Below are 25,353 nucleotides of genomic sequence, written 5' to 3'. Positions count from 1 at the left end.
ACCGCACGAATGCCCAGCAGCGAAGACGCCCCCGCTTTACCACTCAGCAGTTCTTCTGTTTTTCCATCCCACAAAATACGCCCTTCGGCAATGACCACCGATCGCGGCGCAATCCGCGCGGCATCCTCAATACTGTGCGACACCATCAGCATCGTCAGTTGCTGGCGCTGGCAGACGTCCTGCACCAGGGCGAGCATCTCCTGACGCAGCGCAGGATCGAGCGCAGAGAAGGGTTCATCCAGCAGCAGCACCGGCTGCGCGCGCACCAGACAGCGTGCCAGCGCCACGCGCTGACGCTGGCCGCCGGAAAGCTCACCCGGCAGCCTGTCGATGAACCCGGCGATCCCCATTTGCGCGGCAATACTCTCCAGCTTTTGGCGCTGGGCGTCGTTCAGCTTGAGTCCCGGATGCATCCCCAGCGCGATGTTTTGTCGCACCGTCAGATGGTTAAAGAGGTTGTTTTCCTGAAACAGCATCGAGACCGGACGTTTTGCCGGCGGAGTTCGGGTATGGTCCCGGTTTTCAATCACTATCGATCCGCTCGCCGGTGGCAGAAAACCGGCAATCAAATTAAGCAGCGTACTTTTCCCCGCGCCGCTTGGGCCAAGTACGGCGATCATCTCCCCCTGACGCACGGAGAGTGTGAAGCGCATCGGCAGATGCTGATAAAGCCAGGTTACATCAGTCAGTTCTAACATCACGCCCCGGAAGTTTTTCGATAACGGTGAATAACGCAAAGCACAGCAGCAGCAGTAAGAGTGCCGTGACGGCCCCATCCTGGCTGCGGTAGGAGCCAATTTGCTGGTAAAGCCAGAACGGCAGGGTGCGGAAGTCTTCATTACCGAAGAGCGCCACCACGCCAAAATCCCCAATCGACAGCACGCAGGCAAAGGCCAGCGACTGGGCGAGCGGACGTTTCAGGGCGCGGAGTTCCACCACTTTCAGCCGCTGCCAGCCCTGCATGCCCAGCGACTGACACAGCAAACCGTAGCGGCTGTTCACGTCGCGCATCGGGTTTTCCAGCACTTTGAGGGCGTAAGGAATAGCCATCAGTGCGTTGGTGAAAATCACAATGCCGTCGGCGCTTTCCGGCAGGCCGATGGTGCTGTTGAACAGCAGGAAGAAGCCCGTCGCGAGCACGATGCCCGGCATCGCCAGAATCAACATGCCTGTCAGCTCCAGCATTTGCCCGGCCTTACGGGCCTGACGCGCGTAGAGTTCGCGGCTGCTCCACAGTAGCATCATGGTCAGCATGACGCACAGCAGCCCGGCAGCCAGCGCTATGCGTACAGAGGTCCAGGTTGCCTGCCAGAGCACGGGCTGTTGCAACACGGACACAAGAGTGAGGTTCAGTCCGTCAACGATAACGGCCAGAAGCGGCGGCAGCAGTAGCAGGAGCGCCAGCGCAATCAGGATAAAATCGATGACGCGGCTGTGCAGACTATCCTGCGGATCGCGCCAGCCTGCTATCTGATTACTGCCGGGAGGAAGGGTTTTACTCAGCCGCTGGCTGAGTAGCACCAGTGCGAGACAGCAAATCATCTGCACCATCGCCAACAGCGCGGCGCGGCCCGGATCGTAGTCGTAACTCAGCGCCTGGTAGATCGCCAGCTCGATGGTGGTGGCCTGCGGCCCGCCGCCGAGAGACAGCACGGTGGCAAAGCTGGCAAAGCAGAGCATGAAGATTAATGCCGCCACGGGCGGGATCTGGCGGCGCAGCCACGGCCATTCCACGAAGCGGAAGAAAGACACGCCGCGCATGCCAAGCTGGGCGGCAATCTGGCGCTGTTCGCCGGGTATGTTTTCCAGCGCCTGCAAAAAGAGGCGCGTCGCCATCGGCATATTGAAAAAGACGTGCGCGAGCAGAATGCCCTTCAGCCCGTAGGGGGAGAAGGTCCACTCTAGCCCTGAAAACGCAAAGAGCGAGGCCAGCCAGCCCTGACGGCCATACACGCTCAGGATGCCAAATACGGCTACCAGCACCGGCAGGATCAGCGTCATGGCGCACAGGCGCAGCAGCGCCTGCCTGCCGGGAAAACGCCGCCGATACAGTGCTCGCGCAAGAAAAATGGCCGGGATCACCGAGAGCAGGGCAGAAAGAAACGCCTGCCAGAAGGAGAACCGGATCACGTGCCAGAGGTAGCTATCGTGCCAGAGGGCGAGCAGGTCACTCTCCGGCGCGTTAAACCACAGTGCAAGGAATGCCCCCAGGCTGACCGCCACCATCAGCAGGGCGGCGAGCAGACCGGGGATTAACCAGCCGGGAATCAACGGCTGACGGCGCGTTGCCATTCACTTACCCATGCGGCACGCTGCGCGGCGACCTGCTGCGGCGTAAACTCCAGCGAGGTTGTTGGTTTGGTCAACCGATCGAAACCTGCTGGCAGCGCAACGTGAGTGACCGGATACATCCAGTTGCCCGCGGGAATGGCGTTCTGGAACGCGGGTGAAACCATAAATTTCAGGAACTTTTCAGCCAGTTCCGGCTGTTTGCTGGCAGCGGTACGTGCTGCCACTTCTACCTGCAGGTAGTGACCTTCAGCAAAATTCGCCGCGGCGTAGTTGTCTTTCCTCTCGGCAATGATGTGGTAGGCCGGAGAGGTGGTATAGCTCAGCACCAGATCGCTTTCACCTTTCAGGAACAGGCCATAGGCTTCGCTCCAGCCTTTAGTCACGGTGACGGTTTTGGCGGCCAGTTTTTGCCACGCTTCCGGCGCTTTATCGCCATAGACCTTTTGCATCCACAGCAGCAGGCCCAGCCCCGGCGTACTGGTACGCGGATCTTCATAAATCACGCGCCACTTCTGCTCGCTCTCGACCAGCTCTTTCAGGCTTTTAGGCGGGTTTTTCAGCTTATTTTTGTCATAAACAAAAGCAAAGTAGCCGTAATCGAACGGCACGAAGGTGTCGTTTTTCCAGCCGCCAGGCACGTTAACGGCATTTGACGCGACGCCGCTTTTGGCAAACAGTCTGGTTTGCGAGGCGGCGTCCAGCAGGTTGTTATCCAGCCCGAGCACTACGTCAGCCTTGCTGTTTTTCCCTTCCATACGCAGGCGGTTGAGCAGCGACACGCCATCTTCCAGCGCGACGAACTTCAGCTCGCAGTTGCAGTCGGCTTCAAAGGCTTTTTTGACTACCGGGCCAGGGCCCCAGTCGGCAGAGAAGGAGTCATAGGTGTAGACCGTCAGGACGGGCTTCGCAAAAGCAGGCAGCGCAAACAGCGCCAGCAGGGGGAGAACTTTTTTTAACACTTTGCACCTCAAAGTTGAGTGGCAAAGGATTTTGAGCGACAGCCTCAAATCCCTTCGCCGGCGTTATCCGGATCAGGTTCGACGGGTATTATCTCAGCGCACATCAGTGATGCAGCACCCCGTTGAGAACGGCGCTATTGTAATGATTTGGTGAATATTACGAAAGCGTTATGGCTCCGGCGGTGCAAACCAGGCGGATTTAAAATCAAACCAGCCCAGGGTATTCATCCGCAGGCCGCGCATGCTGCGCTGTCCCTGGATCATCAGCCAGTGGTGGATCAGCGGCACGATCGCCTGTTCGGCAAGTAACGCCTGGCACCACGTGGCTAAATTCATCTCGCCCGCGCGCCACAAGGCGGCGTCCTGCTGCCAGTCTCGATCGATGCAGTGCTGGATCAGCGGGACTTCATACAGGTGCGAGAAGAGCGAGAAATCGAGCGGCAGGGTGAAGTTGGCGCTGTTCAGCCAGATATCACTGGTGATATCTCCCTGGTGCCATTCGTCATAGTCAACTTCTTTGACCTCCAGCGTTACCCCTTCGGCCGCCAGCAGTCGGGTCATGATTCTGGCGATAAAACGATGCTCCACATGCTCGCGGTAGTAGGTCAGGGTGATGGACTCCAGCCCTGCGGGCTTTTCGCTACGCGCTGGACGAGCGTGGTGCCAGCGTGGAAGCAGGCCGTAGGCCGGGAACCACCAGGCCTGATACTGAACGTCGGCATGATAAATCAGATTCGCGGGGGCCAGAATGTGGCTGATCCACTCACGCACCTGAGGATTTGCGCCGCGATGGGTGCGGCGGTCAAACAGCAGATAATAACAGCCCTCTTCAAGGCGGCTCTCGACGGCCTTTTCCCCTGTCGTCGGCCCTTCCAGCGTCAGCCCTGCGCTCAGCTCTTCATTGAGGTCCGGTAATACCCACACGTTCACTTCGTCGATCAGCGCCCGATAGCCAAAATAGTCATCAAAGGCGCGGATCTTCAGCTGGTTGCTGTTGTTTCGGGAGACGGCATAAGGGCCGGTACCAATTGGCTGGCTGGCGAAATTATTCAGCGATTCCCACTCGCCGGGCAAAATCATCGACGGCACATAGCCCAGCAGCCAGGGGAGCCACTTATCCTGCTGCGACAGTTCAATATCCAGCGTCCACGCCGTAGGGGAGTGGACGCGCGAAATATGTGAGTAGAGGGGGAGCTTGCGGGCGCGTTCCAGAGAAGAGATGACGTCGCTCATTTCCAGCTCGCGGCCATGATGAAAATGGATGCCGGGGCGTAAAAAGAAGCGCCAGTGAAGTGAAGAGAGTTGCTGCCAGTGGTGCGCGATATCGGCTTCCAGTTCCCCGTTTTCCTCATTTATCCGCGTCAGCCCGCTGAAGATTTGCCGGGCCATATGGGTTTCAGATCGCCGTAACGCCGTGCCGGGCAACAGATTTTTCATTGGACGGTAGTAAAGCACCCGCAGAATATGGCGGCCCTGACGAAAGCTGCGCCCCAGATGGGAAACCAGCATCTGGCGCACGGCGGCTTTGTCGCCCACCAGCTGTACCAGCTGCTCGATGCGGTCCTGCTCCAGCAGGTCTTCCGCCCGCTGCTGCTGCAGCGCCAGGCCGGTGTAGAGGAACGTCAGGCGCGAGCGCTTGCCGCGTCCCGCTTCGGCTTCCCAGTTTAGCCAGCCCTGCTGCTGCATGGTGTTGAGCAGCGTGCGCATGTGTCGGCGCGAACAGTTGAGCAGGTCAGCCAGCTCGTTCAGCGTGGTCTCCTGCGATTGCCCCTCACAGCACTGCCAGAGGCGGATAAATTGTTGTTGCAGACGACCAGAAGGCATAAAAGGGGAACTCCTGACAAAAAACCAGCAATTTATTAATCCCTATATTAGGACAATAATTCTTTCCGATGAAGTGAGGAGGTAAATTATGAAGAGGTCTACCGCACGTCAGTTTTATCAGCAGTACTTTTCAGCGACAAAAGGATTGTCCTGGCTGGCCCGCCAGTGTGCAGAGCAACGGCTGAAAACGTTAGAAGAATTGATGCAGTGGGACGTTACGAAACCGACCTCTTCTCGCTAACTCGCCTCGATCATGTGTGACTGAGTATTGGTGCTAATCACCCGCCAGCAAAATGTTTTTGCTGGCTTTTTTCGTTTACTATTTCACCCAATTTCGATTCGCTTTCACAAGGACTTGCGCATGCTGTGGTTGATGACGATGGGGCGACGCCTGAACGGCGTGTATGCCGCTTTTATGCTGGTCGCCTTTATGATGGGCGTGGCGGGGGCGCTTCAGGCACCTACGCTGAGCCTGTTTCTCAGCCGCGAGGTGGGGGCGCAGCCGTTTTGGGTGGGGCTGTTTTATACCGTCAACGCCATTGCCGGGATCCTGGTCAGCCTGTGGCTGGCAAAACGATCCGACAGTCAGGGTGACAGGCGCAAGCTGATCCTCTTTTGCTGTGTGATGGCCGTAGGCAACGCGCTGCTGTTTGCCTTTAACCGTCATTATTTGACCCTCATTACCTGCGGCGTGCTGCTGGCGTCACTGGCGAACACTGCCATGCCGCAGCTGTTCGCGCTGGCGCGCGAATATGCCGATAGCTCGGCGCGGGAAGTGGTGATGTTTAGCTCTGTGATGCGCGCGCAGCTCTCGCTGGCGTGGGTCATTGGACCGCCGCTGGCCTTCATGCTGGCATTGAACTACGGCTTCACCACCATGTTCTCCATTGCCGCCGGGATTTTTGTCATCAGTCTGGCATTGATTGCCTTCGCGCTGCCGTCTGTGGCGCGTGTCGAACAGACGATGGATACACCAGTCACCCAGGTGAGCGGCTGGCAGGACAAAAACGTCCGCATGCTGTTTATTGCCTCCACGCTGATGTGGACCTGCAACACCATGTATATCATTGATATGCCGCTGTGGATCAGCAGCGATCTGGGTTTACCGGACAAGCTCGCGGGGATCCTCATGGGGACCGCCGCCGGGCTGGAGATTCCGGCAATGATTCTGGCGGGATACTACGTTAAGCGCTTCGGAAAGCGTCGGATGATGATTGTCGCCGTGGCGGCCGGGGTGCTGTTCTACGCGGGGCTGATTCTTTTCCATTCACGTGAAGCATTGCTGGCGCTTCAGCTGTTTAACGCCGTGTTTATTGGGATTGTTGCCGGGATCGGCATGCTCTGGTTCCAGGATTTAATGCCGGGCCGCGCTGGCTCTGCAACCACGCTTTTCACCAACAGCATTTCAACGGGCGTTATTCTGGCAGGGGTGATTCAGGGGGCGCTGGCGCAAAGTTACGGGCATGGCTCAGTTTACTGGATGATTGCCGCGATTTCGGTGGTTACGCTTGGGCTGACTTGCCGGATTAAGGATGTCTGATTCTGGAAGGCGGCTTCACGAAATGAAACGACTTTCTGACAGGTACCTGGAAGGAGAATAGAGTGCGTGGCGGGTGCTTGAGGCTGTTTGCCTCAGGCTTTCGCAAGAGGCAAACAGTGGAGAGTCCCACATCAAAAAAACTGATGGGGAGACCAACTTCACAACCAACATTGCGAGGTTAGTCTCTTCATTGCCGAAAAGCAATAAGGAGGCTGGAATGCCAAAACGTACTCTGCTGTTAGGTTTGTTTCTGATCTGTACGACGCTGTTGATCTTCACCTGGATGGTGCGTGACTCGCTGTGCGAGCTGCACTTCAGACAGGAGAAAACAGAGCTGGCGGCAGTGTTGGCTTACGAAGCAAAACGTTAGCGGTATTGGCGGGGAAATTTCCCCGCCTCTCCAGAGTGGTTGAGCCTCAACGCACCCTTATCAATGGCCCGCACCCTGCGGGCCATTGCCTTTAGCCCATAAACGCAGGCTGTTTTTTCTCGTACGCTGAGATAGCGTCTTCGTGCTGGAGAGTTAAACCAATGCTGTCGAGACCGTTCAGCATGCAGTGACGGCGGAACGCATCAATGCTGAAGCTGTAGGTCTTATCCCCGGCTTTCACCACTTCCGCTTCCAGATCAACTTCAAACGATATGCCCGGATTTGCCTGCACCAGCGCAAACAGCTCATCGACCTGTTCATCGCTCAGCGTGACCGGCAGTAACTGGTTGTTGAAGCTGTTGCCGTAGAAGATATCCGCGAAGCTCGGGGCTATGACCACTTTAAAGCCGTAGTCCGTGAGCGCCCACGGCGCATGTTCACGGGATGAACCGCAGCCAAAGTTTTCCCGCGCCAGCAAAATGGAGGCGCCTTTGTATTCCGGAAAATTCAGCACGAATTCCGGATTAGGTACTTCGCCCTTATCGTCCAGGAAACGCCAGTCGTTGAACAGGTGTGCACCAAAACCGGTACGCGTTACTTTCTGTAAAAACTGCTTAGGAATGATCGCATCAGTATCGACGTTAGCGGCGTCCAGCGGGACAACCCGGCCTGTATGTTGGGTAAATTTCTCTGCCATGATTGTCTCCTTATTTGAGGCTGCGAATATCGGCGAAATGACCGGTAACTGCCGCAGCGGCGGCCATTGCCGGGCTGACCAGATGGGTGCGCCCACCTCGGCCCTGACGGCCTTCAAAGTTACGGTTGCTGGTGGATGCGCAGCGCTCGCCCGGATTCAGGCGGTCGTTGTTCATCGCCAGACACATGGAGCAGCCAGGTAGACGCCATTCGAAGCCTGCTTCAATGAAGATCTTATCCAGACCTTCTGCTTCCGCCTGCGCCTTCACCGGACCGGAGCCTGGAACCACCAGCGCCTGCACGCCTGGTGCCACTTTGCGGCCTTTGGCAATCTCGGCGGCGGCACGCAAATCTTCGATACGGGAGTTGGTGCAGGAACCAATAAAGACTTTATCAATGGTTACGTCGGTCAACGGAACGCCAGGTTTCAGCCCCATATAGGCCAGCGCTTTTTCCGCACTGGCGCGCTCGACCGGATCGGCGAAAGACGCCGGATCGGGGATGCTGTCGTTGACGGAAATCACCTGACCCGGGTTGGTGCCCCAGGTAACCTGCGGCGCAATCTCTTCTGCCTGCAGCGTGACAACGGTATCAAAGCTCGCACCGTCGTCGGTTTTCAGGGTTTTCCAGTATTTGACGGCATCGACATAATTCTGTTCTTTTGGCGCGTGCAGACGGCCCTTGACGTAGTTGAATGTGGTTTCGTCCGGCGCGACCAGACCGGCTTTGGCGCCCATTTCAATGGCCATGTTGCACAGGGTCATACGCCCTTCCATGCTCAGCGCCTGAATGGCTTCACCGCAGAACTCAACAACGTGGCCGGTACCGCCAGCGCTGCCGGTTTTGCCGATGATCGCCAGCACGATGTCTTTCGCGGTGATGCCCGGCGCGGCTTTACCTTTTACCTCAATCTTCATGGTCTTGGCGCGACCCTGCTTCAGGGTCTGCGTTGCCAGAACATGTTCCACTTCGGAAGTGCCAATCCCGAACGCCAGCGCGCCAAACGCGCCGTGGGTCGCGGTATGGGAGTCACCGCACACAATGGTCATGCCCGGCAGGGTAATCCCCTGTTCTGGCCCCATCACGTGGACGATGCCCTGATAGGGATGGTTCAGGTCGTACAGCTCAACGCCAAACTCGTTGCAGTTCTTAATCAGTTCCTGCATCTGAATGCGGGCCATCTCACCTGAGGCATTAATGTCTTTGGTCTGTGTGGAAACGTTGTGATCCATCGTCGCGAAGGTTTTACCCGGCTGACGTACCGGGCGCTTGTGCGCGCGCAGGCCGTCAAATGCCTGAGGTGAGGTCACTTCGTGCACCAGGTGGCGGTCAATGTACAGCAGCGGGGTTTCGTTTGGCGCCTCGTAGACAACGTGCGCATCAAACAACTTTTCATATAACGTCTTAGCCATGATTACACCCCTTCAGCGACATAGCGGGCAATAATGTCGCCCATTTCATCGGTACTGACTGCTGCCGTGCCGCGTGCCAAATCACCGGTACGGACGCCTTCTTCTAACGCCCGGTTAATGGCGTTTTCAATTGCGGTTGCTGCATCGCCTGCATCCAGACTGTAGCGCAACAGCAGGGCCAGGGAGAGGATCTGCGCAATCGGGTTGGCAATGTTTTTGCCTGCGATATCCGGTGCGGAGCCGCCCGCAGGCTCGTACAGGCCAAAGCCTTCTTCATTCAGGCTTGCGGATGGCAGCATCCCCATGGAGCCGGTGATCATCGCGCACTCGTCAGAGAGGATATCGCCGAACAGGTTGGAGCACAGCAGCACGTCAAACTGGGACGGATCTTTAATCAGCTGCATGGTCGCGTTGTCGATGTACATGTGCGACAGCTCAACGTCCGGGTACTGCTTAGCGACTTCGCTGACGATTTCGCGCCACAAAAGGGAAGACTGCAGCACGTTCGCTTTATCAATAGAGGTCACTTTATGGCGGCGCTTGCGCGCAGACTCAAACGCGATATGGGCAATACGTTCAATTTCGAAACGGTGATACACCTCGGTATCAAACGCTTTTTCATGCTGGCCGCTGCCTTCGCGTCCTTTTGGCTGACCGAAATAGATACCACCGGTCAGTTCACGCACGCACAGAATATCAAAACCGTTGGCGGCAATATCAGCACGCAGTGGGCAGAATTCTTCCAGACCCTGATACAGCTTCGCCGGACGCAGGTTGCTGAAGAGCTTGAAATGTTTACGCAGCGGCAGCAGCGCGCCGCGCTCTGGCTGCTCTGCGGGCGGCAGGTGTTCCCATTTCGGGCCGCCGACGGAACCAAACAGCACGGCATCGGCATTTTCGCAGCCTTCCACGGTCGCTTTCGGCAGTGGCGTACCGTGGTTATCAATCGCAATACCGCCCACGTCGTAGTGGCTGGTGGTAATTTTCATCGCAAAACGCGCGCGAACGGCTTCCAGAACTTTCAGCGCCTGTGCCATCACTTCCGGACCAATACCGTCGCCCGGTAACACAGCAATATGGTAATTCTTCGACATTACACGGTTTCCTTGTTGTTCTCTTTATTCTGAGCTTTGCGTTGCAACTCTTTTTCGACTTCGGCGGCGCGCCAGATGTTGTTCAGAACATGCACCATCGCTTTCGCGGAGGATTCAACGATATCGGTCGCCAGGCCCACGCCGTGGAAGCGTCGGCCGTTGTAATTCACCACGATATCAACCTGACCCAGCGCGTCTTTACCGTGCCCTTTAGCCGTCAGGTCATATTTCACCAGCTCAACGTCGTACTCGGTGACGCGGTTAATCGCCTGGTAGATGGCATCGACGGGGCCGTTACCGTTAGCGGCCTCTGCTTTAATTTCATCACCGCAGGCCAGTTTGACCGAGGCGGTGGCGATGTCGCTGGAGCCGGACTGCACGTTGAAGTAATCCAGACGGAAGTGCTCAGGCTCTTCCTGCTGCTTGTTAATAAAGGCCAGCGCTTCCAGGTCATAGTCGAACACCTGACCTTTTTTGTCGGCCAGCTTCAGGAATGCGTCGTACAGCTGATCCATGTTGTAATCGCTGTCCTGATAACCCATCTCTTCCATGCGGTGCTTAACCGCGGCACGGCCAGAGCGAGAGGTCAGGTTCAGCTGCACCTGGTTCAGGCCGATGGATTCCGGGGTCATGATTTCGTAGTTTTCACGGTTCTTCAGCACGCCATCCTGGTGAATACCGGAGGAGTGCGCGAAGGCACCGGTGCCGACAATCGCTTTGTTGGCCGGAATCGGCATGTTGCAGATCTGACTGACGGTCTGGCTGGTGCGCCAGATTTCATTGTGATTAATGCGCGTATTCACATTCATAATGTCCTTGCGCACCTTGATCGCCATGATCACTTCTTCCAGCGAACAGTTACCTGCACGTTCACCGATACCGTTCATCGCGCCTTCTACCTGACGCGCACCGGCATGAACGGCCGCGATGGCATTCCCCACGGCCAGGCCCAAATCATCATGGGTGTGAACTGAGATAATCGCTTTATCAATATTTGGTACGCGGTCATACAGGCCGGTGATGATGTTGGAGAACTCAAACGGCAGGGTGTAGCCGACTGTGTCCGGGATGTTGATGGTTTTTGCGCCCGCATTGATCGCGGCTTCGACGACGCGCGCCAAATCCTCGATTGGCGTACGGCCCGCATCTTCACAGGAGAATTCAACGTCATCCGTATAGTTACGTGCGCGCTTGACCATATACACCGCACGTTCGATAACCTCATCCAGCGTGCTGCGCAATTTGGTTGCGATGTGCATAGGCGAGGTCGCAATAAAGGTGTGGATACGGAAGGCTTCAGCCACTTTCAGCGACTCGGCAGCAACGTCAATGTCTTTCTCTACGCAGCGAGCCAGGCCACATACGCGGCTGTTTTTAATGGTGCGCGCAATGGTTTGTACAGATTCAAAATCACCCGGTGAAGAGACGGGGAAACCCACTTCCATCACGTCGACGCCCATACGTTCGAGAGCCAGCGCAATCTGCAGTTTCTCTTTTACACTCAGGCTCGCCTGTAATGCCTGTTCACCGTCACGTAAAGTGGTATCGAAAATAATGACTTGCTGGCTCATGGGTTAGGTCCTTGTCAGTCTTAGGGCGCCTTGCTACGAGCATAAAAAAACCCGCGCAGTGGCGCGGGTTTTTAGTCTTACTGGTGACGATTCAACGCTGAATTTCGCCCGCCAGTCTACCGCGCACAGTGGATGCGTTTAGTAGTAGTAGACCGGTGAAACGAATGATGCGTGTCATGAATCGTGCTCCGTTAAATTCAATATGCTTTTAGTGGTACTGGATACGACTGTTCATGTCAACCCTTGGTGACAAATTTACACCTGCTGGCACGATCGTACTGATTATTGCATTTAGCTAATTGTGCTGGTCTTCTCGTTTACGACCTCTTTAATTGTCTATTTTTGGACTTGAAATTTATCACCGGAATAATTTCAATATATTTAGTATCAATTGAACATACTTTGTTTGTCATCGCTTCTGGGATTGAAATATGTGTTATTTCATTAATTTATGCGCGTGGTGAATGATTCGGACACGAATGCGTTGGGCGTATTGATAGAAGTTTGTTAACTAATTCAGCGGTGTTGGCGTTAATAGTTTAATAAAACTTAAGTTATTATTAATCTGAGGGGTGATTGTTTATTCATATGAACTATGGTTTCATGCCAATCCTAATGTAATTGATATCAATACACGTTGTTTTTTATCCCTGCTTCAATGAGATGCATCTGTACTCTATTGATGGGTTTGCCTTTATATTTTCCGAATTTTTAATAATTCTCTTTCGCTGGTCGTATATGCATGGTAAATCATATTTTTCGAACTTATTACAATGCTTTGGCAGAGGGAGTTTAGCGTGACAGTGGAGTCAGAAATGCCATTAAATAATATTAATCAACCTCAGGTTTATGACGGGGTTAAACCTCAGTTACGCACTGTGGATCTCAATCTGTTAACCGTTTTTGACGCGGTAATGCAGGAGCAGAATATCACACGAGCAGCTCAATCCCTTGGCATGTCTCAACCTGCGGTAAGTAATGCGGTGGCCAGACTTAAGTTGATGTTTAACGACGAATTGTTCGTGCGTTACGGGAGAGGGATCCAACCCACCGCCCGCGCATTTCAACTGTTTGGCTCTATTCGTCAGGCGCTGCAACTGGTACAAAATGAACTGCCTGGGTCAGGCTTTGAACCCTTAAGTAGCGAGCGAGTATTCCATTTATGCGTTTGCAGCCCGCTAGACAATTATTTGACCTCAATCATATATAATAAAGTTGAAACAATTGCGCCAAATATTCATCTGGTTTTTAAGTCTTCATTAAATCAGAACACTGAGCACCAGCTTCGTTATCAGGAAACGGAGTTTGTCTTAGGATACGAAGAGTTCCGTCGCCCGGAGTTTTCCTGTGTACCGCTATTTAAAGATGAAATGGTCCTGGTCGCCAGTAAAAAACACCCGAGAATGGATGCTCCTCTGCGTGAAAACGATGTCTATAATGAACAACATGCCGTTGTCGCCCTCGACAGGTATGCTTCATTTAGCCTGCCGTGGTATGACACTGCGGATAAACAGGCGAGCGTTGCTTATCAGGGCATGGCAATGGTCAGCGTATTAAATGTCGTATCCCAGACGCACCTGGTCGCTATTGCCCCGCGTTGGCTGGCGGAAGAGTTCTCTGAACAGCTTAATCTGCAAATTTTGCCATTACCGCTCAAGCTTAATAGCCGTACTTGTTACCTTTCATGGCATGAAGCAGCTGGCCGGGATAAAGGGCATCAGTGGATGGAAGAGTTGCTTATCAGCGTCTGCCGTCGATAAGCGCGTCAGGATAAATCGCATTAATGCATGCGGTTTATCCTGGTATTTTTAAAGTTAATGATATTTTGTTCTGAATGATTTTTTTCTGGCCGTTGTCATACCGTCAAAAATAGATGATTTCCTGAATCATCTCACTTTTAAGCGATGATTCATTATCCCAACCTCTGATTACAGATGAATTCACCATAACCTTCCTGACTGACTCTCTTTTCTGCTCCGGAAGGCCTTTCTCCCGCCTTGTTTGCCAATTGCCTGCCTTATAACGAGCGGTTAAGGTAACGATCACTCTGCATTATATAAGATAGGTTAATCCCTATCGTAAGACGGGGCGGAAATGAGTTCTGCTTTCTGTCTATAACAAAAAGCCTGGAGGCAAAGCATGGAGATGTTGTCTGGCGCGGAAATGGTCGTTCGATCGCTGATCGATCAGGGCGTGAAGCAAGTGTTTGGCTACCCGGGAGGCGCAGTCCTCGATATTTATGATGCGCTTCATACGGTAGGCGGCATTGACCATGTTCTGGTTCGTCACGAGCAGGCGGCAGTACATATGGCTGACGGGCTGGCCCGTGCGACGGGTGAAGTGGGCGTGGTATTAGTCACGTCTGGGCCTGGTGCGACCAACGCCATTACCGGTATCGCGACAGCGTATATGGACTCCATCCCGCTGGTCATTCTTTCCGGTCAGGTTGCGACCTCCTTGATTGGCTACGATGCTTTTCAGGAATGCGACATGGTGGGGATTTCACGCCCCGTGGTGAAGCACAGCTTCCTGGTTAAGCAAACCGAAGACATTCCCGGCGTGTTGAAAAAAGCCTTCTGGCTGGCAGCAAGCGGGCGTCCAGGCCCGGTAGTGGTCGATCTGCCAAAAGATATTCTGAACCCGGCGAATAAGCTGCCTTATGTCTGGCCGGAATCGGTGAGCATGCGCTCCTACAACCCAACGACGCAAGGGCACAAAGGCCAAATTAAGCGCGCGCTGCAGACGCTTGTGGCAGCGAAAAAACCGGTGGTCTATGTGGGTGGGGGGGCCGTTAACTCCGCCTGTGAAACGCAACTGCGTGAGCTGATTGAAAAGCTAAATCTTCCTGTCGCATCGTCGCTCATGGGGCTGGGGGCTTTCCCGGCAACGCACCGTCAGGCGTTGGGGATGCTGGGTATGCATGGCACCTATGAAGCCAACATGACGATGCATAACTCGGATGTGATCTTTGCTGTTGGCGTTCGGTTTGACGATCGCACCACCAATAACCTGGCGAAATACTGTCCGAATGCGACCGTGTTGCACATTGATATCGATCCCACCTCTATTTCGAAAACGGTCCCGGCAGATGTGCCTATTGTCGGGGATGCGCGTCAGGTCCTTGAGCAAATGCTGGATCTGCTGGCGCAGGAAACGGTCTCTCAGCCGTTGGATGAGATCCGCGACTGGTGGCAGCAGATCGAACAATGGCGTGGGCGTCAGTGTCTGAAGTACGACACGCAAAGTGAGCAAATTAAGCCGCAGGCGGTGATCGAAACGATCTGGCGTCTGACCAAAGGCGAGGCGTATGTGACGTCTGACGTCGGCCAGCATCAGATGTTTGCTGCACTCTATTATCCGTTCGATAAGCCGCGCCACTGGATCAACTCCGGGGGCTTAGGCACGATGGGCTTCGGTCTGCCAGCCGCGCTGGGAGTGAAGCTGGCGCTGCCAGATGAAACCGTGGTCTGTGTGACCGGTGATGGCAGCATTCAGATGAATATTCAGGAGCTGTCTACTGCGCTGCAATATGAGTTGCCGGTCCTGGTGCTGAACCTGAACAACGGCTATCTCGGCATGGTGAAGCAGTGGCAGGATATGATCTATTCCGGTCGCCACTCTCAATCCTATATGAAATCGCTTCCGGACTTTGTCCGTCTGGCGGAAGCCTATGGGCATATTGGCATGCGAGTGACCGATCCGGCAGAGCTGGAAACGAAACTCGGTGAAGCGCTTGAGCACGTGAAAAACAACCGCCTCGTGTTCATGGATGTCATTGTGGATGGCACCGAACACGTTTACCCGATGCATATTCGCGGTGGTGGTATGGACGAAATGTGGTTAAGTAAAACGGAGAGAACCTGATATGCGCCGGATATTATCTGTATTACTGGAAAACGAGTCTGGCGCACTGTCACGCGTCATCGGGCTATTCGCTCAGCGTGGTTACAACATCGAAAGTTTGACCGTTGCGCCGACGGACGATCCCACGCTATCGCGCATGACGATCCAGACCGTCGGCGACGCCAAGGTGCTTGAGCAGATTGAGAAACAGCTACATAAGCTGGTTGATGTGCTGCGCGTGAGTGAGCTGGGGCAGGGCGCTTATGTTGAGCGTGAGGTGATGCTGGTAAAAATTCAGGCCAGCGGCTACGGACGTGAAGAGGTCAAACGCAATACGGATATTTTCCGTGGGCAGATTATTGACGTCACGCCTTCTATTTATACGGTTCAGCTGGCGGGGACGAGTGATAAGCTGGATGCCTTCCTGGCCTCCGTGCGGGATGTGGCAAAAATTGTAGAAGTTGCGCGCTCTGGCGTGGTTGGCCTTTCGCGCGGCGATAAAATCATGCGTTAGCTGTCAAAAAGGTTCGCCTCTTTCTGCCCGGTCACCAAAGCCGGGCTTTTTTTTGTGTAATCAGCCGACAACGCAGATAAAAGCGGTTGCCGCGAAGGCTTTTCTGCGTTTAGATGTTAAAAGATTTAACCATAACCTTGACAGGGCCATGGACTCTTTTCTTTTTTTAAGGGGCAATTGTGAAACTGGATGAAATCGCCCGGTTAGCCGGCGTGTCACGAACTACGGCCAGCTATGTGATTAACGGTAAGGCAAAGCAGTATCGTGTCAGCGATAAGACCGTTGAAAAAGTCATGGCGGTGGTTCGTGAGCATAACTACCATCCGAATGCTGTCGCAGCCGGTCTCCGCGCTGGACGCACCCGCTCGATTGGTCTGGTGATCCCAGACCTGGAAAACACCAGCTACACCCGTATCGCCAACTATCTCGAACGTCAGGCACGCCAGCGTGGCTATCAATTACTGATTGCCTGTTCTGAAGACCAGCCCGACAACGAGATGCGCTGTATTGAGCATCTGCTCCAGCGCCAGGTGGATGCCATCATCGTTTCAACCTCATTACCGCCAGAGCATCCTTTTTACCAGCGCTGGGCAAACGATCCGTTCCCGATTGTCGCACTCGACCGTGCCCTTGACCGGGAGCATTTCACCAGCGTCGTCGGCGCCGATCAGGATGATGCGGAAATGCTGGCGGCCGAGCTAAGAACCTTCCCGGCCGAAACCGTGCTGTATCTTGGCGCGCTGCCAGAGCTTTCGGTGAGCTTCCTGCGTGAGCAAGGTTTCAGGACTGCCTGGAAAGAGGATCCGCGCGAGGTTCACTATCTCTATGCCAACAGCTATGAACGCGAAGCCGCTGCACAATTGTTCGAAAAATGGCTCGAAACGCATCCGATGCCTCAGGCGTTGTTCACGACCTCATTTGCGCTGCTGCAGGGGGTGATGGATGTGACGCTGCGTCGTGACGGGAAGTTGCCATCGGATCTGGCCATCGCAACGTTTGGTGATAACGAACTGCTCGATTTCCTGCAGTGCCCGGTACTGGCCGTGGCTCAGCGCCACCGCGACGTGGCTGAACGCGTGCTGGAGATTGTGCTGGCGAGCCTGGATGAGCCCCGCAAACCAAAGCCTGGCCTTACCCGCATCAAACGTAATCTTTATCGTCGTGGCATTTTAAGCCGTCATTAATCATTTCCTGGGGGCGTAAAAACAGCCCCCTTTCACAGAATTAATGGTTACCTTAATGCCCGCATTAAAATTAGGATAATTCCTTAGGAATCATAGCCTGCTATTATTCTTAATTCGTTTGAGCGTTTAAATTGCCTTTAAAAGAATACTGATACGTTTTTAAAAGGCTAATTTTGTATTGTTTTGTTACAAACCTGCTTCGGGTGATGAATATTCAAACGTTTTTTCTCTCTCCCTTCTGGCTAGCCTGCCCGCCGTTGAACGCTCACGTTGCCGCGATGAATCTGGCGCTGTTATCCCCTGGCAATATGTCTTAAAATGCTGCCCGCGTCGCAAACTGACACTTTATATTTCCTTGCGATGATATTGAGTGAGCTTTAACGCTAGTGTGCATATTCGGTTTTTTTCTTACAAATATTCATAACGTTAATTTTGCCTCGCCAGTTGTGCAGTTATTAACCAGGTCTGTTTATCTCTGTAAATAGAGGGCTTTCGGGTCCGTATAGAGAGAGTCCTGGCTTGACAAGCTTTTCCATCGCTCCGTAAACTCCTTTAGGTGGGAATTTGTGGGTTAAAGTGGTGAGGAGGGGTGAGGCTGGCATGTTCCGTGGAGCTACGTTAGTCAATCTCGACAGCAAAGGGCGCTTATCGGTACCAACCCGATACCGCGACCAGCTGATTGAGAACGCTTCGGGTCAAATGGTTTGCACCATTGACATCAACTCCCCCTGCCTGCTGCTTTACCCTTTACCCGAATGGGAAATTATTGAGCAAAAGCTGTCGCGACTGTCGAGCATGAATCCGCAAGAGCGCCGCGTACAGCGGTTGTTATTGGGACATGCCAGTGAGTGTCAGATGGACAACGCAGGACGACTACTGATTGCGCCTGTGTTGCGGCAACATGCGGGTCTGACAAAAGAAGTGATGCTGGTCGGGCAGTTCAATAAGTTTGAACTGTGGGACGAAACGACCTGGTATCAACAGGTCAAGGAAGATATCGACGCTGAGCAGTCCGATTCCGCAACATTGTCGGAACGGCTGCAGGACTTGTCTCTATAAATATGATGGAAAATTATAAACATACAACGGTGTTGCTGGATGAGGCCGTTAACGGTCTGAATATTCGTCCAGACGGCATCTACATTGATGGCACTTTTGGTCGCGGTGGCCACTCGCGTCTGATCCTCTCCCAACTGGGAGCGGAAGGACGTCTGCTGGCAATCGATCGCGATCCGCAGGCGATTGCCGTTGCGCAAACCATCGATGACCCACGCTTTTCCATCGTGCATGGACCTTTTTCTGCGCTGGCGGATTACGTAGCTGAGCGCGGTCTGACGGGTAAGATCGACGGAATTCTTCTCGATCTTGGCGTCTCTTCACCTCAGCTTGATGATGCAGAGCGCGGATTCTCCTTCATGCGTGACGGTCCACTGGACATGCGCATGGATCCGACGCGTGGCCAGTCTGCCGCAGAGTGGTTACAAACTGCTGACGAAGCGGATATCGCCTGGGTCATCAAAACCTTCGGTGAAGAGCGTTTTGGTAAACGTATCGCGCGCGCCATCGTTGAACGAAACCGCATTGAGCCGATGACGCGTACCAAAGAGTTGGCCGAGGTGATTGCAGCTGCAACACCGGTGAAGGATAAGCACAAACATCCCGCGACCCGTACCTTCCAGGCGGTTCGTATCTGGGTAAACAGTGAACTGGAGGAAATAGAGCTGGCGCTAAAAAACTCGCTCGACGTGCTGGCCCCGGGTGGGCGGTTATCCATCATCAGCTTCCATTCGCTGGAAGACCGCATTGTGAAGCGCTTTATGCGTGAACAGAGCCGCGGTCCTCAGGTGCCAGCGGGGCTGCCGATGACGGAAGAACAACTCAGGAAGCTGGGTGGCCGTCAGTTGCGAGCATTAGGCAAGTTGATGCCGGGCGAAGAAGAGGTGGCAGAGAATCCACGTGCCCGTAGTTCAGTGCTGCGAGTTGCAGAGAGGACGAACGCATGATCGGCAGAGTGACAGAGACCCTAAGCAAAGTTAAGGGATCGTTAGGAAGCAACGAGCGCCATGCCTTGCCTGGCGTGATCGGCGACGATCTTTTGCGGTTTGGGAAGCTGCCACTCTGCTTGTTCATTTGCATCATTGTGACGGCCGTAACGGTGGTGACAACAGCCCACCATACACGTTTATTGACTGCGCAACGCGAGCAGCTGGTGCTGGAACGCGATGCGCTGGATATTGAATGGCGAAATCTGATCCTTGAAGAAAACGCGCTCGGCGATCACAGCCGGGTTGAACGGATCGCAACGGAAAAGCTGCAGCTGCAGCATGTTGATCCATCGCAGGAAAATATCGTAGTACAAAAATAAGGGAAAACGCGACGCATGAAAGCAGCGGCAAAAACGCTAAAACCAAAACGTCAGGAAGAACAGGCCAACTTTGTCAGTTGGCGTTTTGCGTTGCTTTGCGGCTGCATTTTACTGGCGCTGGGTTTCCTGCTGGGACGCGTGGCGTGGTTGCAAATCATCGCCCCTGACATGCTGGTGCGTCAGGGTGATATGCGCTCTCTTCGCGTGCAGGAAGTGTCTACGTCTCGCGGGATGATCACCGATCGCTCCGGTCGCCCGCTGGCGGTAAGCGTGCCGGTGAAGGCCATCTGGGCCGATCCGAAAGAGCTGCATGATGCTGGCGGGATCACGCTTGATAACCGCTGGAAGGCGCTTGCGGACGCGCTGAAGATGCCGCTGGACCAGTTAGCTTCACGTGTGAATACAAACCCGAGAGGGCGCTTTATCTATCTGGCGCGTCAGGTGAACCCTGACATGGCGGATTACATCAAAAAATTGAAGCTGCCGGGGATACATCTGCGTGAAGAATCCCGCCGGTACTATCCATCCGGCGAAGTGACTGCTCACCTCATTGGCTTCACTAACGTTGATAGCCAGGGGATTGAAGGTGTTGAAAAAAGCTTTGATAAATGGCTCACCGGTCAGCCCGGCGAGCGCATTGTACGCAAAGACCGCTATGGTCGCGTGATCGAGGATATTTCCTCAACCGACAGCCAGGCCGCACACAACCTTGCACTGAGTATCGATGAGCGGCTACAGGCGCTGGTTTACCGCGAGCTGAACAATGCCGTGGCCTTTAACAAAGCGGAATCGGGCAGTGCCGTGTTAGTTGATGTCAGCACGGGTGAAGTGCTGGCGATGGCCAATAGCCCGTCCTACAACCCTAACAATCTTACCGGTACGCAGAAGGATGTTATGCGTAACCGTACCATCACCGACGTGTTCGAACCGGGTTCGACCGTTAAGCCGATGGTGGTCATGACGGCACTTCAGCGCGGTATCGTCAATGAAAACACCGTACTGAATACTATTCCTTACCGCATTAACGGTCACGAAATCAAAGACGTGGCGCGCTACAGCGAATTGACCCTGACCGGGGTATTACAGAAGTCGAGTAACGTCGGTGTTTCAAAGCTGGCGTTAGCGATGCCGTCCTCAGCGTTAGTAGAGACTTACTCACGTTTTGGGCTTGGAAAGGCGACCAATTTGGGGTTGGTCGGAGAACGCAGTGGCTTATATCCTCAAAAACAACGGTGGTCTGACATAGAGAGGGCCACCTTCTCTTTCGGCTACGGGCTAATGGTGACACCGTTACAGTTAGCGCGAGTCTACGCAACGATCGGCAGCTATGGTGTTTATCGCCCCCTGTCGATTACCAAAGTTGATCCACCGGTTCCGGGCGAGCGTATCTTCCCGGAATCCACCGTTCGTACCGTGGTGCATATGATGGAAAGCGTGGCGCTGCCGGGCGGCGGCGGCGTGAAGGCGGCAATCAAAGGCTACCGCATCGCCATTAAAACTGGTACAGCGAAAAAAGTGGGGCCAGACGGCCGCTACATCAACAAATACATTGCCTATACCGCAGGCGTAGCGCCTGCAAGCAATCCGCGTTTTGCGCTGGTGGTCGTCATTAACGATCCACAGGCGGGTAAATACTACGGCGGCGCCGTCTCCGCGCCTGTGTTCGGGGCCATCATGGGCGGCGTATTGCGCACCATGAACATTGAACCGGATGCGCTGGCGACGGGCGACAAAAGTGAATTTGTAATTAATCAAGGCGAGGGTACAGGTGGCAGATCGTAATTTGCGCGACCTTCTCGCTCCGTGGGTGCCAAATGCACCGGAGCGAGCACTGCGAGAGATGGTACTGGACAGCCGTGTGGCTGCTTCTGGCGATCTTTTTGTAGCGGTGGTCGGTCATCAGGCGGACGGGCGTCGTTATATCCCGCAGGCGATTGCGCAAGGTGTTGCTGCCATTATTGCTGAGGCCAAAGATGAGGCAACCGACGGTGAAATCCGTGAAATGCACGGTGGGCCGGTTATCTATCTCAGCCAGTTAAATGAGCGTCTCTCTGCGCTGGCAGGGCGTTTCTATCATGAACCTTCCGACCAGTTACGTTTGGTTGGCGTGACGGGCACCAACGGTAAAACCACCACCACTCAGCTGATGGCGCAATGGGCGCAACTGCTGGGTGAAACCGGTGCCGTCATGGGGACCGTGGGTAATGGCCTGCTGGGTAAAGTGAGCCCGACGGAAAATACCACTGGTTCGGCAGTTGACGTACAGCATGTGCTTGCCGGGCTGGCAGAGCAGGGTGCGACCTTTGCTGCGATGGAAGTCTCTTCACACGGTCTGGTACAGCACCGCGTGGCCGCGCTGAAATTTGCGGCTTCGGTGTTTACCAACCTGAGCCGCGATCATCTTGATTACCACGGTGATATGGAGCACTACGAAGCCGCGAAATGGCTCCTCTATTCCACCCACCATCACGGTCAGGCCATCATCAATGCCGACGATGAAGTCGGTCGCCGCTGGCTGGCGAAGCTGCCGGATGCGGTTGCGGTGTCGATGGAAGACCATATCAATCCGAACTGCCACGGCCGCTGGCTGAAGGCCGTTGAGGTGAATTACCACGACAGCGGGGCGACAATCCGCTTTGCCTCTTCCTGGGGTGAAGGCGAAATTGAAAGCCGCCTGATGGGTGCGTTTAACGTCAGCAACCTGCTGCTGGCGCTGGCGACACTGCTGGCGCTGGGCTATCCAATGGCCGACCTGCTGAAAACCTCTGAGCGACTGCAGCCTGTTTGCGGCCGTATGGAAGTGTTCAGCGCGCCGGGTAAACCGACGGTTGTGGTCGACTACGCCCACACGCCGGATGCGCTGGAAAAAGCGCTGGAAGCGGCTCGCCTGCACTGTGCCGGTAAGCTCTGGTGCGTGTTTGGCTGCGGTGGCGATCGCGACAAGGGCAAACGACCGCTGATGGGCGCTATTGCCGAGCAGTTTGCGGATATTCCGGTAGTGACCGATGACAACCCGCGTACCGAAGAGCCGCGCGCCATCATTAACGACATTCTGGCGGGCATGCTGGATGCGGGTCGTGCTCGCGTGGTGGAAGGCCGAGCGGAAGCGGTGACCAACGCCATCATGCAGGCCAGGGAAAACGATGTGGTTCTGCTGGCCGGGAAAGGCCATGAAGATTATCAGATTGTCGGCAATCGTCGTCTGGACTACTCGGACCGTGTGACGGCAGCTCGTCTGCTGGGAGTCGTGGCATGATTAGCCTCACGCTAAGCCAGGCCGCTGCGGTACTGCACGGGGAATTGCTGGGCCAGGATCTGACCATTGACGCTGTGACCACGGATACCCGCAAAGTGACCGCGGGTTGTCTGTTTGTGGCGCTGAAAGGCGAGCGTTTTGATGCGCATGATTTTGCACAGCAGGCCAAAGAGCACGGCGCAGGTGCGCTGCTGGTCAGCCGCAGGCTGGATATCGATTTGCCGCAGCTGGTGGTGGACGATACCCGTCTGGCATTCGGTGAACTGGCGGCATGGGTCCGTCAGCAGGTTCCGGCTCGCGTTGTCGCGCTGACGGGGTCGTCCGGAAAAACGTCCGTAAAAGAGATGACGGCGGCGATTCTCGGCCAGTGCGGGAACACACTTTATACTGCGGGCAACCTAAATAATGACATTGGCGTGCCGATGACATTACTCCGCCTGACCAAAGAACATGAATTTGCGGTGATCGAGTTAGGGGCAAACCACCAGGGCGAAATCGCCTGGACTGTTAGCCTGACTCGTCCGGAGGCGGCGCTGGTGAATAACCTGGCCGCCGCGCATCTGGAAGGTTTCGGGTCGCTGGAAGGCGTGGCGAAAGCCAAAGGCGAGATCTACACCGGCCTGCCGGTTGACGGTATTGCCATTATGAATGCCGACAACAATGACTGGCTGAACTGGCAAAGCATTATTGGTTCCCGTAAGACCTGGCGCTTCTCACCGAATGCCGCCAACAGTGACTTTACGGCAACCAATATCCATGTAACGTCCCATGGCACGGAGTTCACCCTCAACACTCCAACGGGTGGCGTGGATGTGCTGCTGCCTCTGCCGGGTCGTCATAACATCGCCAATGCGCTTGCGGCGGCGGCGCTGTCCATGGCGGTTGGCGCGTCGCATGATGCGATCAAAGCTGGGCTGGCGAATCTGAAAGCCGTGCCGGGGCGTCTGTTCCCGATTCAGCTTGCGGAAAACAAACTGCTGCTGGATGACTCCTACAACGCGAACGTTGGCTCGATGACGGCGGCGGTACAGGTGTTGTCAGAAATGCCGGGCTACCGCGTGATGGTGGTCGGCGATATGGCCGAGCTTGGCGATGAAAGCGAAGCCTGTCATACCCAGGTCGGTGACGCGGCGAAAGCGGCGGGCATTGATTGCGTGCTGAGCGCAGGAAAACTGAGCCAGGCAATTAGCCATGCCAGCGGCGTCGGTGAACACTTTGCCGAAAAAGCGGCGCTGATTGAGCGCCTTAAAGTATTAATTACAGAAAAACAAATTGTGACAGTGTTAGTGAAAGGTTCACGTAGTGCCGCCATGGAAGAGGTTGTGCACGCATTACAGGAGAACGGGACATGTTAGTTTGGCTGGCCGAACATTTGGTCAAATATTACTCAGGCTTTAACGTCTTTTCCTATCTGACGTTTCGCGCCATTGTCAGCCTGCTGACTGCGCTGTTCATCTCGTTGTGGATGGGCCCGCGCATGATTGCCCGTCTGCAAAAGCTCTCTTTCGGCCAGGTTGTACGTAACGACGGTCCGGAATCTCACTTCAGCAAACGCGGCACCCCAACAATGGGCGGGATCATGATCCTGACCGCGATCGTTGTTTCCGTGCTGCTGTGGGCGTATCCGTCCAACCCGTATGTCTGGTGTGTACTGACGGTTCTGGTGGGTTACGGGATCATTGGCTTCGTCGATGACTATCGCAAAGTGGTACGCAAAGACACCAAGGGCCTGATCGCCCGCTGGAAGTATTTCTGGATGTCGGTCATCGCGCTGGGCGTGGCCTTTGCGCTGTATCTGGCAGGCAAAGACACGCCAGCTACCGAGCTGGTCGTGCCGTTCTTTAAAGACGTGATGCCGCAGTTGGGGCTGTTCTATATCCTGCTTGCGTACTTTGTGATTGTCGGCACCGGTAACGCGGTGAACCTGACTGATGGTCTGGATGGCCTGGCGATTATGCCGACCGTCTTCGTCGCGGGCGGTTTTGCGCTGGTGGCCTGGGCGACCGGTAACATGAACTTTGCCAACTATCTGCATATCCCTTACCTGCGCCACGCGGGTGAGCTGGTGATCGTCTGTACGGCGATTGTCGGCGCGGGGCTGGGCTTCCTGTGGTTTAACACCTATCCGGCGCAGGTCTTCATGGGTGACGTCGGTTCACTGGCGCTGGGTGGCGCGTTAGGCATTATTGCCGTGCTGCTGCGCCAGGAGTTCCTGCTGGTGATCATGGGCGGCGTGTTTGTGGTTGAAACCCTGTCGGTGATTTTGCAGGTCGGGTCCTTCAAGCTGCGCGGCCAGCGCGTCTTCCGTATGGCGCCGATTCACCACCACTATGAACTGAAAGGCTGGCCGGAACCGCGCGTGATTGTGCGCTTCTGGATTATTTCGCTGATGCTGGTGCTGATTGGCCTGGCAACGCTGAAGGTACGTTAATC

23 protein-coding genes and 1 riboswitch are annotated in these 25,353 nt (G+C 54.9%); of the genes, 14 read left to right on the top strand and 9 right to left on the bottom strand.

Going from position 1 to position 25,353, the window contains the following annotated elements:
* The 4 genes from thiQ to sgrR all read right to left on the bottom strand — a co-directional run.
* Window positions 1-698: thiamine ABC transporter ATP-binding protein ThiQ (gene thiQ, locus ENTMO_RS23680; protein WP_010427018.1), on the bottom strand; the 698-nt coding region annotated here is incomplete at its 3' end.
* Window positions 682-2,292, bottom strand: a complete 1,611-nt coding sequence (thiP, locus tag ENTMO_RS0102640; protein ID WP_010427016.1) for a thiamine/thiamine pyrophosphate ABC transporter permease ThiP — start codon at window positions 2,290-2,292, stop codon at window positions 682-684. The genes thiP and thiQ, both read right to left, overlap by 17 nt.
* A complete protein-coding gene (gene thiB / locus ENTMO_RS0102635) occupies window positions 2,268-3,251 on the bottom strand; it encodes a thiamine ABC transporter substrate binding subunit (RefSeq protein ID WP_010427014.1) in 984 nt (327 codons plus the stop codon). The genes thiP and thiB overlap by 25 nt, the downstream gene beginning before the upstream one ends.
* A 31-nt stretch (window positions 3,252-3,282) precedes the next feature.
* Window positions 3,283-3,383, bottom strand: a riboswitch (TPP riboswitch).
* Window positions 3,384-3,419: 36 nt separating this feature from the next.
* Complete coding sequence (gene sgrR, locus ENTMO_RS0102630) at window positions 3,420-5,075, bottom strand: HTH-type transcriptional regulator SgrR (RefSeq protein WP_010427012.1); 1,656 nt, start codon at window positions 5,073-5,075, stop codon at window positions 3,420-3,422.
* Between the two features lie 88 nt (window positions 5,076-5,163).
* Here sgrR and sgrT point away from each other — a divergent pair, with 88 nt between their 5' ends.
* The 3 genes from sgrT to ENTMO_RS0102615 all read left to right on the top strand — a co-directional run bounded on the left by sgrT (window position 5,164) and on the right by ENTMO_RS0102615 (window position 6,985).
* On the top strand, window positions 5,164-5,316 hold the full coding sequence (gene sgrT, locus ENTMO_RS24545; protein ID WP_010427011.1) for a glucose uptake inhibitor SgrT: 153 nt from the start codon (window positions 5,164-5,166) through the stop codon (window positions 5,314-5,316).
* Window positions 5,317-5,436: 120 nt separating this feature from the next.
* Entirely contained in the window at window positions 5,437-6,615 is a 1,179-nt protein-coding gene (locus ENTMO_RS0102620; protein WP_010427010.1) for a sugar efflux transporter, read from the top strand.
* A gap of 217 nt (window positions 6,616-6,832) precedes the next feature.
* Window positions 6,833-6,985: a Hok/Gef family protein gene (locus ENTMO_RS0102615; RefSeq protein WP_010427008.1), complete on the top strand. Its 153-nt coding sequence runs from the start codon at window positions 6,833-6,835 to the stop codon at window positions 6,983-6,985.
* 91 nt (window positions 6,986-7,076) lie between these two features.
* Here ENTMO_RS0102615 and leuD read toward each other — a convergent pair whose 3' ends face one another.
* From leuD to leuL, 5 genes are all read right to left on the bottom strand, one after another.
* On the bottom strand, window positions 7,077-7,682 hold the full coding sequence (gene leuD, locus ENTMO_RS0102610; protein WP_003856384.1) for a 3-isopropylmalate dehydratase small subunit: 606 nt from the start codon (window positions 7,680-7,682) through the stop codon (window positions 7,077-7,079).
* Between the two features lie 10 nt (window positions 7,683-7,692).
* A complete protein-coding gene (gene leuC / locus ENTMO_RS0102605) occupies window positions 7,693-9,093 on the bottom strand; it encodes a 3-isopropylmalate dehydratase large subunit (protein WP_010427006.1) in 1,401 nt (466 codons plus the stop codon).
* A gap of 2 nt (window positions 9,094-9,095) precedes the next feature.
* The gene (gene leuB, locus ENTMO_RS0102600; protein ID WP_010427005.1) at window positions 9,096-10,187 is read right to left on the bottom strand and encodes a 3-isopropylmalate dehydrogenase; all 1,092 of its coding nucleotides are present in this window, start codon (window positions 10,185-10,187) and stop codon (window positions 9,096-9,098) included.
* Entirely contained in the window at window positions 10,187-11,758 is a 1,572-nt protein-coding gene (gene leuA / locus ENTMO_RS0102595; protein WP_010427004.1) for a 2-isopropylmalate synthase, read from the bottom strand. The genes leuB and leuA overlap by 1 nt, the downstream gene beginning before the upstream one ends.
* Window positions 11,759-11,849: 91 nt before the next feature.
* Window positions 11,850-11,936, bottom strand: coding sequence for a leu operon leader peptide (gene leuL / locus ENTMO_RS26880; RefSeq protein ID WP_071985395.1), 87 nt, complete (start codon window positions 11,934-11,936; stop codon window positions 11,850-11,852).
* A 637-nt stretch (window positions 11,937-12,573) separates the two neighbouring features.
* Between leuL and leuO the strand changes: the two genes are divergently transcribed.
* The 11 genes from leuO (at window position 12,574) to mraY (ending at window position 25,351) form a co-directional block, all read left to right on the top strand.
* Window positions 12,574-13,518, top strand: a complete 945-nt coding sequence (gene leuO, locus ENTMO_RS0102590; protein ID WP_010427002.1) for a transcriptional regulator LeuO — start codon at window positions 12,574-12,576, stop codon at window positions 13,516-13,518.
* A 379-nt stretch (window positions 13,519-13,897) separates the two neighbouring features.
* On the top strand, window positions 13,898-15,622 hold the full coding sequence (gene ilvI / locus ENTMO_RS0102585; protein ID WP_010426999.1) for an acetolactate synthase 3 large subunit: 1,725 nt from the start codon (window positions 13,898-13,900) through the stop codon (window positions 15,620-15,622).
* A 1-nt stretch (window position 15,623) separates the two neighbouring features.
* Entirely contained in the window at window positions 15,624-16,115 is a 492-nt protein-coding gene (ilvN, locus tag ENTMO_RS0102580; protein WP_003856371.1) for an acetolactate synthase small subunit, read from the top strand.
* 179 nt (window positions 16,116-16,294) lie between these two features.
* Entirely contained in the window at window positions 16,295-17,299 is a 1,005-nt protein-coding gene (gene cra / locus ENTMO_RS0102575; RefSeq protein ID WP_010426996.1) for a catabolite repressor/activator, read from the top strand.
* A 600-nt stretch (window positions 17,300-17,899) separates the two neighbouring features.
* Window positions 17,900-18,358: a division/cell wall cluster transcriptional repressor MraZ gene (gene mraZ / locus ENTMO_RS0102570; protein WP_010426995.1), complete on the top strand. Its 459-nt coding sequence runs from the start codon at window positions 17,900-17,902 to the stop codon at window positions 18,356-18,358.
* Between the two features lie 2 nt (window positions 18,359-18,360).
* Entirely contained in the window at window positions 18,361-19,302 is a 942-nt protein-coding gene (rsmH, locus tag ENTMO_RS0102565; RefSeq protein ID WP_010426994.1) for a 16S rRNA (cytosine(1402)-N(4))-methyltransferase RsmH, read from the top strand.
* A complete protein-coding gene (ftsL, locus tag ENTMO_RS0102560) occupies window positions 19,299-19,664 on the top strand; it encodes a cell division protein FtsL (RefSeq protein ID WP_006173860.1) in 366 nt (121 codons plus the stop codon). Before rsmH ends, ftsL begins: the two co-directional genes overlap by 4 nt.
* Before the next feature lie 15 nt (window positions 19,665-19,679).
* A complete protein-coding gene (locus ENTMO_RS0102555; RefSeq protein ID WP_010426990.1) occupies window positions 19,680-21,446 on the top strand; it encodes a peptidoglycan glycosyltransferase FtsI in 1,767 nt (588 codons plus the stop codon).
* Window positions 21,433-22,920: a UDP-N-acetylmuramoyl-L-alanyl-D-glutamate--2,6-diaminopimelate ligase gene (gene murE, locus ENTMO_RS0102550; protein ID WP_010426989.1), complete on the top strand. Its 1,488-nt coding sequence runs from the start codon at window positions 21,433-21,435 to the stop codon at window positions 22,918-22,920. Before ENTMO_RS0102555 ends, murE begins: the two co-directional genes overlap by 14 nt.
* Entirely contained in the window at window positions 22,917-24,275 is a 1,359-nt protein-coding gene (murF, locus tag ENTMO_RS0102545; protein WP_010426988.1) for a UDP-N-acetylmuramoyl-tripeptide--D-alanyl-D-alanine ligase, read from the top strand. Before murE ends, murF begins: the two co-directional genes overlap by 4 nt.
* A complete protein-coding gene (gene mraY / locus ENTMO_RS0102540) occupies window positions 24,269-25,351 on the top strand; it encodes a phospho-N-acetylmuramoyl-pentapeptide-transferase (protein WP_010426986.1) in 1,083 nt (360 codons plus the stop codon). The genes murF and mraY overlap by 7 nt, the downstream gene beginning before the upstream one ends.
* The last annotated feature ends 2 nt before the right edge of the window (window positions 25,352-25,353 follow it).

The sequence above is a fragment of the Enterobacter mori LMG 25706 genome, from assembly GCF_000211415.1.
Classification (GTDB): Bacteria; Pseudomonadota; Gammaproteobacteria; order Enterobacterales; family Enterobacteriaceae; genus Enterobacter; species Enterobacter mori.
The sequence above is the reverse complement of the archived record's forward strand: the minus strand, read 5'-3'. Positions and strand labels throughout refer to the sequence as shown.

What these genes read in the sequence shown, in the direction of transcription:
- thiP (WP_010427016.1), bottom strand. Translation starts at nt 2,292, where the DNA reads ATGGCAACGCGCCGTCAGCCGTTGATTCCCGGCTGGTTAATCCCCGGT.
- sgrR (WP_010427012.1), bottom strand. Translation starts at nt 5,075, where the DNA reads ATGCCTTCTGGTCGTCTGCAACAACAATTTATCCGCCTCTGGCAGTGC.
- sgrT (WP_010427011.1), top strand. Translation starts at nt 5,164, where the DNA reads ATGAAGAGGTCTACCGCACGTCAGTTTTATCAGCAGTACTTTTCAGCG.
- ENTMO_RS0102620 (WP_010427010.1), top strand. Translation starts at nt 5,437, where the DNA reads ATGCTGTGGTTGATGACGATGGGGCGACGCCTGAACGGCGTGTATGCC.
- ENTMO_RS0102615 (WP_010427008.1), top strand. Translation starts at nt 6,833, where the DNA reads ATGCCAAAACGTACTCTGCTGTTAGGTTTGTTTCTGATCTGTACGACG.
- leuD (WP_003856384.1), bottom strand. Translation starts at nt 7,682, where the DNA reads ATGGCAGAGAAATTTACCCAACATACAGGCCGGGTTGTCCCGCTGGAC.
- leuC (WP_010427006.1), bottom strand. Translation starts at nt 9,093, where the DNA reads ATGGCTAAGACGTTATATGAAAAGTTGTTTGATGCGCACGTTGTCTAC.
- leuB (WP_010427005.1), bottom strand. Translation starts at nt 10,187, where the DNA reads ATGTCGAAGAATTACCATATTGCTGTGTTACCGGGCGACGGTATTGGT.
- leuA (WP_010427004.1), bottom strand. Translation starts at nt 11,758, where the DNA reads ATGAGCCAGCAAGTCATTATTTTCGATACCACTTTACGTGACGGTGAA.
- leuL (WP_071985395.1), bottom strand. Translation starts at nt 11,936, where the DNA reads ATGACACGCATCATTCGTTTCACCGGTCTACTACTACTAAACGCATCC.
- leuO (WP_010427002.1), top strand. Translation starts at nt 12,574, where the DNA reads ATGCCATTAAATAATATTAATCAACCTCAGGTTTATGACGGGGTTAAA.
- ilvI (WP_010426999.1), top strand. Translation starts at nt 13,898, where the DNA reads ATGGAGATGTTGTCTGGCGCGGAAATGGTCGTTCGATCGCTGATCGAT.
- ilvN (WP_003856371.1), top strand. Translation starts at nt 15,624, where the DNA reads ATGCGCCGGATATTATCTGTATTACTGGAAAACGAGTCTGGCGCACTG.
- mraZ (WP_010426995.1), top strand. Translation starts at nt 17,900, where the DNA reads ATGTTCCGTGGAGCTACGTTAGTCAATCTCGACAGCAAAGGGCGCTTA.
- rsmH (WP_010426994.1), top strand. Translation starts at nt 18,361, where the DNA reads ATGATGGAAAATTATAAACATACAACGGTGTTGCTGGATGAGGCCGTT.
- ftsL (WP_006173860.1), top strand. Translation starts at nt 19,299, where the DNA reads ATGATCGGCAGAGTGACAGAGACCCTAAGCAAAGTTAAGGGATCGTTA.
- ENTMO_RS0102555 (WP_010426990.1), top strand. Translation starts at nt 19,680, where the DNA reads ATGAAAGCAGCGGCAAAAACGCTAAAACCAAAACGTCAGGAAGAACAG.
- murF (WP_010426988.1), top strand. Translation starts at nt 22,917, where the DNA reads ATGATTAGCCTCACGCTAAGCCAGGCCGCTGCGGTACTGCACGGGGAA.
- mraY (WP_010426986.1), top strand. Translation starts at nt 24,269, where the DNA reads ATGTTAGTTTGGCTGGCCGAACATTTGGTCAAATATTACTCAGGCTTT.